The following is a 14,038-nucleotide window of genomic DNA, read 5'->3' as shown; positions in this document are numbered from 1 at the left end:
CGCTCGCAGGGGCGCGCGGGCCCCACTCCGAGCGCAGACACGCAGGCGCGCCCCGGAACGGCCGGGACGCGCCTGCGAGCGGACCGCGCTACTCCTGGATGAAGGCCAGCAGGTCGGGGTTGATGACGTCGGCGTGGACGGTCAGCATGCCGTGCGGGTAGCCCTCGTAGATCTTGAGCGTCGAGTTCTGCAGCAGCTCGTGCTGCTTGAGCGCGGCGTCCTTGTAGGGGACGACCTGGTCGTCGTCGCCCTGGGTGACGAGGACGGGGACGGTGATCGCCTTCAGGTCCTCGGTCTGGTCCGTCTCCGAGAAGGCCTTGATGCCCTCGTAGTGCGCGAGCGCGGATCCGGTCATGCCCTGGCGCCACCAGTTGTCGACCACGGGCTGCGAGAGCTCGACGCCCTCGCGGTTGAAGCCGTAGAAGGGCCCGGAGGCCACGGCCTGGTAGAACTCGGCGCGGTTCGCCGCGAGAGCGTCGCGGAAGCCGTCGAACACCGAGATCGGCGTGCCCTCGGGGTTCGCCTCCGTCTGCACCATCAGCGGCGGGACCGACGAGACGAGGACGGCCTTGGCCACTCGGCCCTGGGGCTCGCCGTACTTCGCGACGTAGCGCGCGACCTGGCCGCCTCCGGTGGAGTGGCCGATGTGGATCGCGTTCCGGAGGTCTAGGTGCTCGACGACCGCGTTCACGTCGCTGGCGTAGTGGTCCATGTCGTGTCCGGTGCCGACCTGGGTCGAGCGTCCGTGCCCGCGGCGGTCGGTCGCGATGACGCGGTAGCCGTGCGCGTGGAAGAACAGCATCTGCGCGTCCCAGTCGTCGGACGACAGCGGCCAGCCGTGGTGGAAGACGATGGGCTGCGCGTCGGTGCTGCCCCAGTCCTTGTAGTAGATCTCGACGTCGTCGTCCGTGGTCACAAACGGCATCTTCGAACCTCCGTGCTCGTGTCGATCCCGAGCCCGGCCCGGGTCGTGTCCAAGGTGGTGCCTCCCCGGATGAGGGTGGGGAGCGGCTCCACGATAGGGGCGTGGGAGCGCTCCCTGAAGAGTGCAGGGAGATGTTCCGACGATCGTCCAGACCTGGTCGCCCGGGCGGTGCCGGGGCCGCCGGCCGCGCTCGCCGAGTGGGGTCGGATGACTCGTGACCGGCACCGCGGACGCTGACAGGATCGCGGCGGACGCGCCCTCCCGCGGCGCGCGGATCGGAGGTCGCGATGCCCACGACGACGCCCACGACGACGGCCCTGCCGACGCGCAGGACGACGACGCCCCGGCCGGCGGTGCTCCGGTGACCGTCGAGGACCGCGTCCCGATCGAGCCGCAGGCGGTCGTCGCTCCGCTCAGCCGGTCCGCCGTCTTCCTCTCGCTCGACATCGTCGGCGGGCAGGACGCCGCGGACCGCGTGCGGGACGTCGTCGCCGACGTGGGCGGGATCCTCCGCGCGGTCGGCTTCCGCGACCTGGGCCTGCGCCTCTCCTGCCTGGTCGGGATCGGGAGCGACGCGTGGGACCGCTTCGGCGGGGAGGGGCGCCCCGTACAGCTGCACCCGTTCAGGGAGGTGGTCGGCGCGGCGCACACGGCCGTCTCGACGCAGACCGACCTCCTGTTCCACATCCGGGCGGAGCGGGACGACGCCTGCTTCGAGTTCGAGCGCCTCCTGCTCGACGCGCTCGGCGAGGACGTCGTCGTCCGCGACGAGGTGGTCGGCTTCCGCTACTTCGACAACCGAGACCTGCTGGGCTTCGTCGACGGCACCGAGAACCCGACCGGGGAGGCGCTGCCCCGCGTCGCGCTGATCGGCGCGGAGGACGCGGCGTTCGCGGGCGGCAGCTACCTGGTCGTGCAGAAGTACCTGCACGACCTGACGGCCTGGCACGCGCTCACCACCGAGCAGCAGGAGCGGGTCATCGGCCGGAGCAAGGCCGACAACGTCGAGCGCGAGGACGATCCGGCGCAGCTCTCGCACAAGGGGCTCGCGACCGTGGTCGACGCCGGCGGGACCGAGCACGACATCCTCCGCCACAACATGCCCTTCGGCCGGCCCGGCAAGGGCGAGTTCGGCACGTACTTCCTCGGCCTGGCCGCCGACCTGTCGGTGATCGAGACGATGCTGACGCGGATGTTCGTCGGCGTGCCCGCGGGCCGGCACGACCGCCTCCTCGACTTCTCGACCGCGACGACCGGCGGGGTCTACTTCGTGCCCTCGCGGGACGTGCTCGAGGGCCTGGGCGGCTGAGCTCGGCCGGTCGTCGGGGGGCGGATCGAGTCGGATGACCGTGGTGCCGCCCGGGCCGGAGCGGTGGGATCGGAGCAGCGCAGGCGCGCAGGACGATCAGCAGGGAGAACGCCGTGGAACCCGACGACAGCACCGCTCCGCACCACGAGACCCCCGGTTTCGGAGACCCGGACCTCCCCCAGGAGGGGATCGTGAACACCGAGGGCGATCCCTCGGCGAACACGATGACCGGCCCGCAGAACCGCGTCCTGGAGGGACTGTTCCCGAACCAGATCGCCGCGCCCGCGACGGACATCAGCACGCAGCCGTTCTTCTGGTCCTCCTTCAACATCTCGCCGCGGCGGGTGCAGCGGGGAGGCTGGGCGCGCGAGCTCACGCAGGCCGACTTCGCGATCTCGAACGAGATCGCGGGCGTGAACATGTACCTCGAGGCAGGCGGGATCCGCGAGCTGCACTGGCACCAGAGCGCCGAGTGGGCGCTGATGACCAAGGGGAACTGCCGCATCACCACGCTCAGCCGCACCGGCCGGCCCAGTGTCGACGACGTGCAGGAGGGGGACCTCTGGTACTTCCCGCCCGGCCTGCCGCACTCCCTGCAGGGCCTCGGCCCGGACGGGGCGGAGTTCGTGCTCGCGTTCGACGACGGCGAGCAGTCCGAGAGCAACACGCTCCTGCTCACCGACTGGTTCGCGCACACGCCGCCGGACGTGCTGGCGAAGAACTTCGGCGTCGCGCAGGAGGTCTTCCGCGACATCCCGCTGCACGACCTCTGGATCTTCCCGGGCGACGTGCCCGGCGACCTCCAGGCCGACCGGGCCGCGGCCGGGGTGCAGGACGGCGACGAGGCGGTGATCTTCCGGCTCTCCCGCTCGGAGCCCGTGCACCAGAACAGCGGCGGCCGGATCCAGATCGCCGACAGCACGAACTTCCCGGCCTCGCGCACGGTCTCGGCCGCGCTGACGACCGTCGAGCCCGGCTCGATGCGCGAGCTGCACTGGCACCCCAACGCCGACGAGTGGCAGTACTACCTCCGCGGATCCGCTCGGATGACCGTCTTCAACACCGGCCCGCACGCCAACACGACCGACTTCCACGCCGGAGACGTGGGCGTCGTGCGCCGCAACTTCGGCCACTACGTGGAGAACACCGGCGACGACACGCTCGTCTACATCGAGACCTTCAAGAGCTCCCGCTACGAGGAGGTGTCGCTCGCCCAGTGGCTGAGCCACCTGCCGCCGTCGCTGGTCGCGCAGCACCTGAACATCCCGGAGGAGGTGCTGGCGACCTTCCCGCCCGGGACGCAGGGGATCACTCCGCTGCGCTGAGGGAGGGACGCGCGGAGGGGACGGGGACATGGCGGAGGATCACGAGGCGGCGCTCCTGCCGTGGGCGGGGAGGGCGGCGGTGCTGCTGGACCGGCACCTGCGGGTGCTGGCCGCGACTCCGCGCGCGCGGGCGCTCTCGCCCGCCTTCGCCCCAGGAGTGAGCATCGCCCGCTTCACCTTCCTGGACTCGTCCGAGGTCGAGGACCTGCCCTGCTGGGGGTCCGCCGCCGATCAGGTCGCGGCGATGCTCCGCGACTCGCTCGAGCGGCATCGGGGGGACCGGGAGTTCCTGACGGTCGTCGGGGAGCTCTCGGCGAGGAGCCCGCGGTTCGCGGACTCGTGGGCGGCCGGGGCGGAGGCCGACGCACGCGGGTCGGTCGTGTTCCTCGACACCGCGGTCGGCTCCGTTCCGATGGACTACCGGCTGGTCCGGGACGGCGCGCGCCTCCTGCTCCTGTTCGAGGCGGGTGACGCGGCGGGTCGCGAGGCTCTCGCCCGGCTCGCGGCCACGCGTCAGGCGCCGGCCGGGGCGGCCAGCGCGGTGCCCGCCTCCGGAGCGGGCCGCAGCGAGGCGAGGACGTCGACGGCCGCGGCCGCCGGAGTCCCCGCTGCCGCGAGGTAGGTCACGACGTACCGGCCCGGAGCGCCGGCGAGCTCCAGGGTCTGCATCTCGAGGTCGAGCCAGCCGAACGGCTCGACGTGGACGCGGATCCACCGGTGGGTGAAGGGGCGGACCTGGTACTCGGCCCAGATCGACCGGAACAGCGGATTCTCGACCGAGCACTCGCCGACGATCTCGTGCAGCCGCGGATCGTCGGGGTCGCTGTAGAACCGCAGCGCGGCGATCAGCTCGCGGAAGACCTGGCCCCACGCCTGCAGCTGGTCCGGCGGGTCGCCGTCCGCCACGGCGCGCACGTAGCCGCGGGACGTGGAGAGCAGCATGTTGGCGCCGGGCACGCCCTTGTCGGGGGCGAGACGGCTCATCAGGTCGTTCGCGCCGAGGACGTCGAGGTTGCGGTCGAACGCGTACGCCGGGGTCCTCGGCCAGTGGGCGAGCAGCGACTCCACGCCCTGGCCCGGCGGAGGGGAGTCGGGATCGCGCGGGCCGGGGCGCAGCCGGGCCAGCCGGAAGAGGTAGGCGCGCTCGAACTCGTCGAAGGCGAGCGCCTCGGCGAGGGCGTTCAGCACCTGGTCGGACGGGGCGACCGCGTGCCCCTGCTCGACGCGGAGGTAGTAGTCGCGGCTGATCCGGGCGCGGTCGGCGACCTCCTCGCGGCGCAGGCCCGGCACCCGCCGCCGGGTGCCCGCGGTCGGCACGCCGACCTGCTCCGGCCGCAGCGCCGCCCGGCGAGCGCGGAGGAACTCCGCGAGGGGGCTGCGAGAGCTCATCGTGCGACTCCATCGGATCACCCGCCGGGTCGAGCGGCGGTCATGCGGGGGTGGGGCCGTACCGGTCGTCCGGTGGGACACAGAGTACCGTCGGGCGCTCGCGGGGCCCACTGCCCTCCTGTGCCTCCTGCCCGGCGCCGACCGGGAGACGGGCGCTCGGGACGGTTCGACAGAGGGTGCGGTCCGGAGGGTTCCGACAGAGGGAGGAGAGCGCGGCCGCGCCCGGCGGTCAGCATGGGGTCCTCGGAACCCGTCCCTCAGGAGTCGCGATGACGATCAGTGCACTCTCCTCGCCGCCCGCGCACCCGAGCGCCCCCGAGGACGTGGTGGTCCGGATGCTGAGCTCGGCGTCGCCCGCGCGGGAGCGGCTCCTGGTGGTCGAGGGCGGGATCGGCTCGGGCCGGACGCACATGCTGCGCTCCGCCGCGGCCACCGCTCGCGCCGCCGGCTGCGAGGTCGTGGAGGTGCGGCCGGACCGGGGCGACGCCGTGATCGGCGCGTCCTCGCTCGCGCTGTTCGCCACGCTGATCGGCCGTCTGCAGCGGGTGCGCGACTCCTCCGCCTCGCCCTGCGACCCCGGCTTCCTGATCGTCGTCGACGACTGGGAGCGGTTCGACGTCGCCGCCCGCGAGACCCTCCAGGCCCTGGTGACCCGGCTGGTCGACGAGGTCGGCGCAGCCTGCCTCCTCGCCACCGGCGACCGGCGCGTCCTCGCCGGCTGGGAGGGCCTCCGGCGCCGTCGCACCGAGCCCCTCGACGCGGAGGCGGCCTGCGGCTTCCTGCGCGCCCACGGCGGCCGGCGGTCGCTCGCCGTCGAGGCGCGCCTGCTGCGGGTCGCGGAGGGGAATCCGCTGCTCCTCGACGTCCTCGGGCGGGCCTGGGCCGACGAGGACGCTCCCTCGCCCTTCCCGGTCTACCCGCGGCTCGAGCAGGCCGAGACCAGGGTGCTCGACCTGCTGGCTCCGCTGTCGGAGGAGTGCCGGGAGGCGCTCCTGGTCGCCGCGGTGGCGTGCGCCGAGTTCCCGGAGAGCATCGGGTCGGCCCCCGGAGACGGGGACCGCGCCCTGGTGCAGGCGGGGATCCTGACGGCGGGCGGCCGTGCGTTCCGCGACCCGGTGGTCCGCGCGGTGGTGCTCTCGACGGCGTCGCCCCGAGCGCTGCGGGCGGCACGGAGGCGGCTCGCCGAGCGCCCGGAGTCGGCCCCGCACCTCCGCCTGCTGCTCGCGGCGGACGACGCGGCCGGGCCGGAGGAGCGGGCGCGTCTGCTGAGGGACGCGGCGGAGGAGCGACTCCGCGCGGGTCGGCCGCAGGAGGCGCTGCTCCTCCTCGCCGAGGCGCGCTCGAGTGCGCGCGGTGCTGCTCTGCGGGAGGAGCTCGAGGCGCGCGCGGCCGCCGTCGCGGCCTTCACCGGCGACGCGGCGGCCCTCGAGCGGGTGGTCGAGCGCTCGCGGGAGGACGGCGGGGTTCCCGGGGCCGGCGTCGAGGCGGCGCGGCTGGCCGATGCGCTGCTCCGCACGGGGGACGTGGGCGGGGTCCGCCGCGCGGCCCTCCGGGGGCTCGGCGCTCGGGTGGGGCGTGGGGGCTCGGGAGTCGGTGGTGCCTCGATCGCCGGCGGTGCCTCGTCTGTCGGTGGTGCCTCTCCAGTCGGCGGTGTCGCTCCCGCCGAGACCGACGCCTCCCGCGACGACGCCGGCAGCCTCTCCGCCGACCGCATCGCCCCTCACGCCGCCGCCGACCTGCTGGCGACCGTCCTCCACCTCGCCTGCATGCTCCGCGGCGATCCCGCGTGGTGGCAGGAGGCGCTCGCCGTCGGCGAGGAGCACCCCCTCGATCCCGTCCTGCGCCTCGTGGAGGCCTGCGTGCGGCCGGTCCCGGACGAGGAGTGGGAGGGTCGCCTGCGGCTCGCCGAGGACTCCGCGGTCACGGGCGACCCGTGGAAGACGGTCGCGCTGCACCTCGCCTGGTCGCTGCTCGAGGTCTCGGACGAGCGCCGCGACCGCCTCGCCGGGCTCCTCGACGGCGGGGAGGAGGCGGACGGCCTGCCCGGCGCCCTCGCCCTCCTCCGCCGCGGCACCACCGCCCTCGACGGCGGTCGCCTCGACGACGCCTCGGCCGACCTCGACCGCGCGGCCGCCCGCGCCGACGACCTGCCCGCCGTGCGCGCGCTGATCGACGCGACTCGCGCCCGGGTCCACGCCGTGCAGGGCGACCGGGCACGCACCCTCGAGTGCGCCGAGCGCGCGACGGCCTGGGCGCTGCGGCACGGAGCGGCGTCGGTCGCGCGCGCCGCCGATCACGCCCTGTGCTCGCTCGACCTCGGCGGCGGCCGTTTCGAGGAGGCGCACGCCCGCTCCTCCTCCCGCGCCGGCGGCGACCCGCTGGAGCTCCTCGACGCTGCCGAGGCCGCCTCGCGCCTCCGCCTGCCCGAGCACTGCGCCGAGCTGGCGGCGGCCGCGGCGGAACTCGCCGCGCGGCCCCTCGCTCCCCGCGGGCGGATGCTCGCCCTCGCGGCGACCGCGGTCCTCGATCCGACCGGCGGCGCGGGCGCCCTCTTCGAGCGCGCCCTCGACCCGGCCTCCGAGGAGTGGCCGTTCGAGCGGGCGCGCGTCCAGCTCTGCCACGGCGAGTGGCTGCGCCGCCGGATGCGCCCGCTGGAGGCCCGCACCCGGTTCCGCCAGGCCGCCGCGGGGTTCGCCGCGGTGGGGGCCGAGCTCTGGCTCGCCCGCGCCCAGCACGAGCTGCGGGCGGCGGGCGGAGCGGGGGAGGCGCCGGTCGCCGCCGACCTCAGCGAGCAGGAGCGGCGCGTGGTCTCCCTGGCCGCTGCCGGTCTGTCGAACAAGCAGATCGCCCAGCAGCTCTTCGTCTCGCCCCGCACCGTCAGCGGGCACCTGTACAGGATCTTCCCCAAGCTCGGGGTGACCTCGCGGGCCGGGCTCCGCGACGCGCTCCTCAGCCTCGAGGACGCCCGGAGCGCGTGACGGAGCCGCAGGATCGAGTCATCCGACCTGGTGCCTGCCGCCGCGGGAGGCGCATGCTGAGCGCATGACGTCGCAGCAGATGATCGACCCCTCCGTCCCGCCGAGCGGCCCCGGCTGCGTCGAGTGCGAGCAGTCCGGCTCGTGGTGGCTGCACCTGCGCCGCTGCGCGCTCTGCGGGCACATCGGCTGCTGCGACGACTCGCTGAACCGCCACGCGACGGCCCACTACCACTCGACGGGCCACGCGGTCATCCGCAGCTTCGAGCCCGGCGAGGACTGGTTCTGGGACTACCGGACCGACGACTACGCCGACGGCCCCGCACTGGCCGACCCGCAGAGCCACCCGGCGAGCCAGACCACCCCGGGGCCGAAGGACCGCGTGCCGCGCGACTGGCAGTACCTCCTCGCCGAGCGCGCCGAGCGCGGCTGAGCCGCGCGCCTCGCGACAGCGCAGGACTTTCGCGAGAGTCCAGGAGTTGTCGCACTCGGCATCGACTGCGACAACTCCTGGACAGTCGCCGGCCGCCGGCTCCCTGCGCACGTCCGCAGGCGGCGTGCAGACAGAAGTCGCCGTGCTCGCGACCGACGACGGCTACTTCTGGATGATCGCGGCGGCCCGCCCAGGAGCGATCGCCACGAGAGTCCAGAAGTTGTCGCACTGGGCGTCGAGTGCGACAACTCTCGAGCAGTCGCGGCCGTCGGAGCCGCCGACACCCAACGCTTGTCCACAGGCGGCGAGTAGCCAGGAGTCGCCGTGCTCGCGACCGACCACGGCGACTGCTGAATGTTCGCGGCGGCCCGCCGAGGAGCGATCGCCACGAGAGTCCAGGAGTTGTCGCACTGGGCGTCGAGTGCGACAACTCTTGAGCAGTCGCGGGAGCAGTCGCGGGAGCAGGTCGGAGCCAGCTGCCCAGCGGGCGGCCGACGCCGCGTCTGAACGGCGCCCGTCACCTCCGGACCCCGCCGGCCGGGCCCCGCCCCGTCACCCCCTCTCGACCCCGTCCAGCGCCTCCGCCTCGGCGATCCGCAGCCGCATCTGCCGGTAGCGGTGGAACTGGTACACCCCGTGCAGCACCGCGAGGACGACCGCGGCCGCCATCCCGCACGCGATCGCGGGGACCTCGTCCACGCCGCTCTGCGTCAGCGCGAGCGCGACTCCGGCGCCCGCCACGATCGAGTTGACCACCGCGATCGCCGAGGACATCGTGAAGAAGATGCCCCGCCAGCTCTGCCGCCGGCCGATCTCGAGCAGCTCATTCGGCGCGTGGCGGCCGCGCGGCACCGCGAAGTAGGCGCCCGCGCCCGGCAGCAGCGTCCCATAGTAGCGGCGGATGCGCTGGATGGCGGTCAGCGCGGCGATGTCCTCCATCGAGGTCTGCACCAGCCGCTCGTAGGTGAACACCCCCAGCAGCACGACGACCGGGATGATCACCGCGAGGAACCCCATCGCGTACCGGGTCGGGGCGAGGAAGCCGAAGGCCACGAGCGAGCTGGAGAGCATCGTCAGATAGAGCGAGGCGCGGCTGCTCGACTCCGTCACGGTGATGCCGCGCGCCGATTCCAGCACGAAGTGCTCGGTCAGCAGGGCGTTGAGGAACGCGGCCGGCCGGTCCGGGAGCGACGCAGCGGAGACGGCGGCCTCGGGCAGCGCGGGCGTGCGGGGATGCTCCTCCTCGTCGAGGCGGTCGCTCGGCTCCGGATTCACGGCCGCACCTCTCGCGGGGACCGTACCTCTCGCGGGGCCGCCCCGCGGCGTCCGCTCTTCGAGTCATCCGACTCGCGCACCGGCTCCACCCGCGCGCCTACCGTCGGACGCGACGCCGAGCACCGCCACCGGGGCGCGTGCGCAGACACCGAAGGGCCGTTCATGACCGACACCCGCCACCTCCACTCGAACCAGCGAGACACCCTCGAGCGGCTGCTCGAGGACTCGCCGAGCCACAACGTCCTCTGGGCGGACGTGCTGACGCTGCTCGAGGCCGTCGGCACCGTCCACGAGAAGCACGACGGCGCCTTCTCGGTGACGGTCGGCTCGACGACCGAGACCCTCCACCGGCGGCACCACAAGGACGTGGACGAGCAGCAGCTCGTCGACCTGCGCCGCCTGCTCCGCGGAGCGGGGTACGGCGCATGAGCGCCGGGACGCCCGCCGACCTCACCGGGTCGGCCGCCGAGCGCCTCCGCCGGCTGGACGCGCTCGACGCGGGTGCGCTGACCGAGGAGTGGCTGCTGCGCCAGCTGCGCCTCGCGCTCGGGGATCTCGCCGCGCTCGAGCCGGCCGCCGAGGCCGAGCAGGAGCGGCGCGAGGACTTCTGACGTGGCGGGCGGCCGTCCGGGGTGCACGCGGTCGGCACCCGGACGGCCGCCGGCTCGCACCCCGCAGCGCCGCCCCGCTCCGCCGCTCATCGCCCGGCCGCCGCGCTGCGGGCGCGCAGCAGCACACCGGCCGTCGCGGTCGCCGCCAGGACCAGCGCCGCGAACACCGTCAGCACCGTCGTCGCGGCGACGAGATCGAGCGCCGCTCCCGCTGCCAGTGCGGGCACGGCGAGCCCTGTGTACGCGACTAGGAACACCACCGCCAGGGTCTCGCCCCGGCGGGCGGGATCCGCGAGGGCGACCGCCGTGCCGATCGAGCCCTTGAAGAGCAGCCCCACTCCGAAGCCCGAGACGACGGCTCCGGCGAGGAACACCCCCAGCTGCGGAGCGATCGCTCCGGCCGCGACCGCCGCCAGCCCGACCGCGCAGCCCGCCACCGCGATCGAGAGCTGCAGGCGCGTCCCCACCTTCACGAGCAGCAGCTGGCCGAGGGCCGCGGAGGCGAACACGGCGAAGGACGTCGCTCCGGCCAGCAGGTGGTCGCGCACCTGGAAGGTCTGCACCAGGAACGTCGGTGCGAGCGAGGTGAAGAGGCCGAGGACGGAGAAGGCCGAGAACGCTCCGAACGCCGCGAGCAGGAACGCCCGGCGCGCGTCCGCCGGCACCGAGAGCCGCTGCGGCCGGTAGGGGGGCGCCGTCTCCGGCACGTCGACCGTCTCGGGCACGAGGAGCAGCGCCAGGCCCGCCACGAGCAGCGCGACCAGGAACACCTGGTGCGGCAGGAGGAGCGGATCGGGCAGGAACTCGGCGAAGACCCCTCCGAGCAGCGGGCCCAGCGAGAGTCCGCCGAGGTTCACCGCGCCCGAGATCGACGCGGCGACGATCGTGTTCTCGTCCGGCCGGGCACGGGCGCGCAGCTCGCCCAGATGGGCGGTCGCGGTGGCGGTGAGCATCCCGATGCTGACGCCGTTGACGAAGCGGGCGACGATCAGCCCCGGCACCTCCGTCGTCAGCGAGAAGAGCACGGCCGAGATCGCCGAGACGAGCACCGCGATCAGCAGCATTCGGCGGCGGCCGAGCCAGTCGCTGACGTGACCGGCGAGGTACAGGCTCACGATCACTCCGACCGCGTAGGCGGCGAAGACGACGGTGATCACGAACGGCGGGAAGCCGTCGAGCTGCTGGTAGAGCGGGTAGAGCGGAGTCGGCACCGTCGAGTACGCCATCACGAGCAGGAAGGTCGCGGCGACGATCCAGAAGCCGACGCCGTGGCGCACCGTCGGCAGGCGGCGGCTCACGAGGTCTCCTGCAGGTGGCGGTGGGCGAAGGTGACGGCCATCGCGCCCTCGCCGACGGCGGAGGCGACGCGCTTGACCGAGCTGCGGCGCACGTCCCCCGCGGCGAAGGAGCCGGGGACGCTGGTCTCGAGGTAGAACGGCGCCCGCTCGAGCGGCCAGTCGGGAGCGGCGTGCTCGCCGGCGAGGTCCGGTCCCGTCACGAGGTAGCCGCCGGAGTCGCGGACGATCGCGGTCTCCGCCGCCCACGTGGTGTCCGGCTCGCCGCCGATGCAGACGAAGAGGTGGGAGGTGGCCAGCGCCCCGTGCGCGCCGGTCGCCGAGTTCTCGACCTCGATCGACTCGAGGGCGTCGGCGCCGTGCAGGCGGGTGACGCGGGAGTCGAGCAGGATCGTCACGTTCGACTGCCGGACGACGCGCTCCGCGAGGTAGGAGGAGAGGCTGTCGGCCAGATCCGGGCCGCGGACCAGCATGGTCACGTGCCGCGCGTGCGCCGAGAGGTTCATCACGGCCTGCCCGGCCGAGTTGCCGCCTCCGACGACCACGACGTCCTCGCCCTCGCAGAGCGGCGCCTCGCTCGTGCCGGCACCGTAGTAGACGCCGACGCCGAGCAGCTCGTCCTCGCGCTCGAGGCCGAGCCGGCGCCACTGGATGCCCGTGGCGCAGATGTTGGTGCGGGCGACGACGGTCGTCCCGTCGGCGAGCAGCGCGTGGATCCGGTCGTCGGCGAAGCGCCCGCGGATCCCCTCGCGCATCCGCAGCAGCTCGGCGCCGAACGAGACGGCCTGCTGCCGCGCGCGCTCGGCCAGATCGGCTCCCGCGATCCCGTGCGGGAAGCCGAGGTAGTTCTCGATCAGGCTGCTGGAGCCGGCCTGCCCGCCGATCGCCGAGCGCTCGAGGACCACGACCTTCAGCCCCTCCGAGGCGGCGTACACGGCGGCCGAGAGCCCGGCCGGACCGGCTCCGTAGATGGAGAGGTCGTACTCCGCGAGCCGCGGCGAGCCGACCCAGCCGAGCCGGGCCGCGACCTCGGCGAGCGTCGGATCGGAGGCGCGGCTGCCGTCCGGGAACACCACGAGGGGGAGTGATGCGGTGGCGAGCGGGTGCCCGGCGACGGCGAGGCACTGCTCGTCCGTGTCGATCGGCGTCCACGAGAACGAGACGACGCTGCGCGAGAGCAGGTCGCGGATCTCCCACGCGTCGCGGCTCTCGCGCCGCCCGTAGAGGCGGACCTGCGGGAGGTCCCCGGGCACGGTCACGAGGCCCGCCGCCGCTCGAGCCCGTCGCGGAACTTCATCAGCTTGAGGCAGAGGTGCAGCGTGCTGCGGGCGAGGCCGTCGTCGAGCGCCTCCCGGACCGCCTCGGGCAGGTTGTCGAGGCGGTAGTAGAGCGTGGTGCGGTGGATGTGGAGGAGCCCGCACGCCTCCCGCACGCTGCCGCGCACGTCGAGGTAGGCCTCCACGGTCCGCCGCTGCACCTCGTCACCCCGCTCGAGCAGTGTCGCCGCGGCCGGCGAGAGCATGGCGAGCTGCGAGCTGTCCGCCCCGATCGAGGCGAGGAGCACCCACGCCCCGAGCTCGGCGATGTCGGCCCGGCCACGGCTGTCGGGCAGGGAGCCGACGATGGTCGCCGCGAGAGCGGCCCGCTCGGCGGTCGGCAGGAGGTCGTCGTCGCGGACGTCGAAGCGGGCCGAGCCGATCGCGTCGACGGCCGTGCCGCGGCCGCGCGCCTCGGCCCGCAGGACGTCGTCCGCCTCCGCGGCGGCCTCGGGCGCCTCCACGCTCACGAAGAACAGCACGCCCTCCTGGTCGCCGAGGAACGTCAGGCCGGAGGCGGCGCTCGCGTCGATCCGCCGCGCCAGCGCCGTCCGCTGCAGGGAGCCGGTCGGGCCGGTCAGCCGCACCGCGCGGACCACGGTCTGGGCGTCCCGGCGCAGCCAGCGGCGCTCGACCGCCTCGGCGAAGGAGGCGCGCCGGATGCCGCCGTCGCCCGACAGGAGCGCCGCGAGGACGTCTGCGCGCCGGGAGCTGCCGCCCGCCCGCGTCGAGGGGCCGAGGAGGCGGCGGATCGCTCCGACGGCCGCGTCGATGAGCGAGTACTCGGCCGGAGTGAGCGGCGCGGGCCGCTCCCGGGGGAGGAGGAGGGTCGCGAGCCGGCCCCGCGGATCCTGGACGGGGAACACGCCGTCGTGAGGAGCCTCCTCGCGCGCGCGCGTCGCGGCCAGCACCCGGCTCGAGGCGTCCTCGATCGTCACCGGGCGGTCGAGAGCCTGGGCGAGCTCGTCGGCGAGGTCCTGCAGAGTCATCGGCGGGGATCCGTGTGGGGGGCCATGCCGTGATCCTCGCGGAGGGACCCCTCCCGAAGCGTGGCCCTTCCAGGCCCACCTTGCGCGTCGGAGCTCTCCGGCGGATCGGCTTGCTCCCGTCGATCCCCTGTCGTCGCAGGGTCGATCGTCCGCGCGACAGTGCGATGCAGGACGAGATCCTCGACCGGTGCAGCGA

General features: G+C 74.3%; 14 protein-coding genes. 7 read left to right on the top strand and 7 right to left on the bottom strand.

Features of this window, described 5'->3' with window-relative positions; genetic code table 11:
* Positions 1-88 precede the first annotated feature (88 nt).
* Positions 89-925, bottom strand: a complete 837-nt coding sequence (locus C5B92_RS05985; RefSeq protein ID WP_104224006.1) for an alpha/beta fold hydrolase — start codon at positions 923-925, stop codon at positions 89-91.
* Positions 926-1,139: 214 nt separating this feature from the next.
* Here C5B92_RS05985 and C5B92_RS05980 point away from each other — a divergent pair, with 214 nt between their 5' ends.
* The 3 genes from C5B92_RS05980 (at position 1,140) to C5B92_RS16875 (ending at position 4,181) form a co-directional block, all read left to right on the top strand.
* On the top strand, positions 1,140-2,234 hold the full coding sequence (locus C5B92_RS05980) for a Dyp-type peroxidase (protein ID WP_308471280.1): 1,095 nt from the start codon (positions 1,140-1,142) through the stop codon (positions 2,232-2,234).
* 113 nt (positions 2,235-2,347) lie between these two features.
* On the top strand, positions 2,348-3,559 hold the full coding sequence (locus C5B92_RS05975; RefSeq protein ID WP_258059808.1) for a cupin domain-containing protein: 1,212 nt from the start codon (positions 2,348-2,350) through the stop codon (positions 3,557-3,559).
* Between the two features lie 28 nt (positions 3,560-3,587).
* Positions 3,588-4,181 carry a hypothetical protein gene (locus tag C5B92_RS16875; protein ID WP_104274589.1) on the top strand — a complete coding sequence of 198 codons (594 nt, stop codon included), beginning with the start codon at positions 3,588-3,590 and terminating at the stop codon, positions 4,179-4,181.
* On the opposite strand, the gene C5B92_RS05970 is transcribed toward C5B92_RS16875, so the two are convergent.
* Entirely contained in the window at positions 4,073-4,948 is an 876-nt protein-coding gene (locus C5B92_RS05970) for a helix-turn-helix transcriptional regulator (RefSeq protein ID WP_104256536.1), read from the bottom strand. The genes C5B92_RS16875 and C5B92_RS05970 overlap by 109 nt on opposite strands.
* Before the next feature lie 269 nt (positions 4,949-5,217).
* On the opposite strand from C5B92_RS05970, the gene C5B92_RS05965 reads away from it, so the two are divergent.
* Positions 5,218-7,926, top strand: a complete 2,709-nt coding sequence (locus tag C5B92_RS05965; RefSeq protein ID WP_104350164.1) for a LuxR C-terminal-related transcriptional regulator — start codon at positions 5,218-5,220, stop codon at positions 7,924-7,926.
* Between the two features lie 64 nt (positions 7,927-7,990).
* Positions 7,991-8,356 (top strand): UBP-type zinc finger domain-containing protein, encoded by a 366-nt coding sequence (locus C5B92_RS05960; protein WP_104227372.1) that lies wholly within the window; start codon positions 7,991-7,993, stop codon positions 8,354-8,356.
* A 162-nt stretch (positions 8,357-8,518) separates the two neighbouring features.
* On the opposite strand, the gene C5B92_RS16870 is transcribed toward C5B92_RS05960, so the two are convergent.
* Together C5B92_RS16870 and C5B92_RS05955 are read right to left on the bottom strand one after the other, a co-directional pair.
* Positions 8,519-8,698: a hypothetical protein gene (locus tag C5B92_RS16870; RefSeq protein ID WP_146079267.1), complete on the bottom strand. Its 180-nt coding sequence runs from the start codon at positions 8,696-8,698 to the stop codon at positions 8,519-8,521.
* Between the two features lie 210 nt (positions 8,699-8,908).
* Complete coding sequence (locus tag C5B92_RS05955; protein ID WP_104350163.1) at positions 8,909-9,631, bottom strand: hypothetical protein; 723 nt, start codon at positions 9,629-9,631, stop codon at positions 8,909-8,911.
* A gap of 162 nt (positions 9,632-9,793) precedes the next feature.
* Between C5B92_RS05955 and C5B92_RS05950 the strand changes: the two genes are divergently transcribed.
* Positions 9,794-10,060: a hypothetical protein gene (locus tag C5B92_RS05950; protein WP_104255753.1), complete on the top strand. Its 267-nt coding sequence runs from the start codon at positions 9,794-9,796 to the stop codon at positions 10,058-10,060.
* Positions 10,057-10,242, top strand: a complete 186-nt coding sequence (locus C5B92_RS05945; protein ID WP_104224778.1) for a hypothetical protein — start codon at positions 10,057-10,059, stop codon at positions 10,240-10,242. Before C5B92_RS05950 ends, C5B92_RS05945 begins: the two co-directional genes overlap by 4 nt.
* Positions 10,243-10,328: 86 nt before the next feature.
* Here C5B92_RS05945 and C5B92_RS05940 read toward each other — a convergent pair whose 3' ends face one another.
* From C5B92_RS05940 to C5B92_RS05930, 3 genes are read right to left on the bottom strand one after another with little or no spacing between them, the layout of a single operon-like run.
* Entirely contained in the window at positions 10,329-11,540 is a 1,212-nt protein-coding gene (locus C5B92_RS05940) for an MFS transporter (RefSeq protein ID WP_258061277.1), read from the bottom strand.
* Entirely contained in the window at positions 11,537-12,796 is a 1,260-nt protein-coding gene (locus C5B92_RS05935; RefSeq protein WP_181028750.1) for an NAD(P)/FAD-dependent oxidoreductase, read from the bottom strand. The genes C5B92_RS05940 and C5B92_RS05935 overlap by 4 nt, the downstream gene beginning before the upstream one ends.
* Complete coding sequence (locus tag C5B92_RS05930) at positions 12,793-13,842, bottom strand: helix-turn-helix domain-containing protein (RefSeq protein WP_146079266.1); 1,050 nt, start codon at positions 13,840-13,842, stop codon at positions 12,793-12,795. Before C5B92_RS05930 ends, C5B92_RS05935 begins: the two co-directional genes overlap by 4 nt.
* Between the last annotated feature and the right edge of the window lie 196 nt (positions 13,843-14,038).

The sequence above is a fragment of the Rathayibacter sp. AY1A4 genome (assembly GCF_002930955.1).
Classification (GTDB): Bacteria; Actinomycetota; Actinomycetes; order Actinomycetales; family Microbacteriaceae; genus Rathayibacter.
This window is presented reverse-complemented; position numbering and strand designations above follow the sequence as displayed.

Excerpts from the sequence above, each read along its gene's own strand:
- C5B92_RS16875 (WP_104274589.1), top strand. The coding sequence starts at position 3,588 with ATGGCGGAGGATCACGAGGCGGCGCTCCTGCCGTGGGCGGGGAGGGCG.
- C5B92_RS05960 (WP_104227372.1), top strand. The coding sequence starts at position 7,991 with ATGACGTCGCAGCAGATGATCGACCCCTCCGTCCCGCCGAGCGGCCCC.
- C5B92_RS05965 (WP_104350164.1), top strand. The coding sequence starts at position 5,218 with ATGACGATCAGTGCACTCTCCTCGCCGCCCGCGCACCCGAGCGCCCCC.
- C5B92_RS05985 (WP_104224006.1), bottom strand. The coding sequence starts at position 925 with ATGCCGTTTGTGACCACGGACGACGACGTCGAGATCTACTACAAGGAC.
- C5B92_RS05930 (WP_146079266.1), bottom strand. The coding sequence starts at position 13,842 with ATGACTCTGCAGGACCTCGCCGACGAGCTCGCCCAGGCTCTCGACCGC.
- C5B92_RS05950 (WP_104255753.1), top strand. The coding sequence starts at position 9,794 with ATGACCGACACCCGCCACCTCCACTCGAACCAGCGAGACACCCTCGAG.
- C5B92_RS05945 (WP_104224778.1), top strand. The coding sequence starts at position 10,057 with ATGAGCGCCGGGACGCCCGCCGACCTCACCGGGTCGGCCGCCGAGCGC.
- C5B92_RS05970 (WP_104256536.1), bottom strand. The coding sequence starts at position 4,948 with ATGAGCTCTCGCAGCCCCCTCGCGGAGTTCCTCCGCGCTCGCCGGGCG.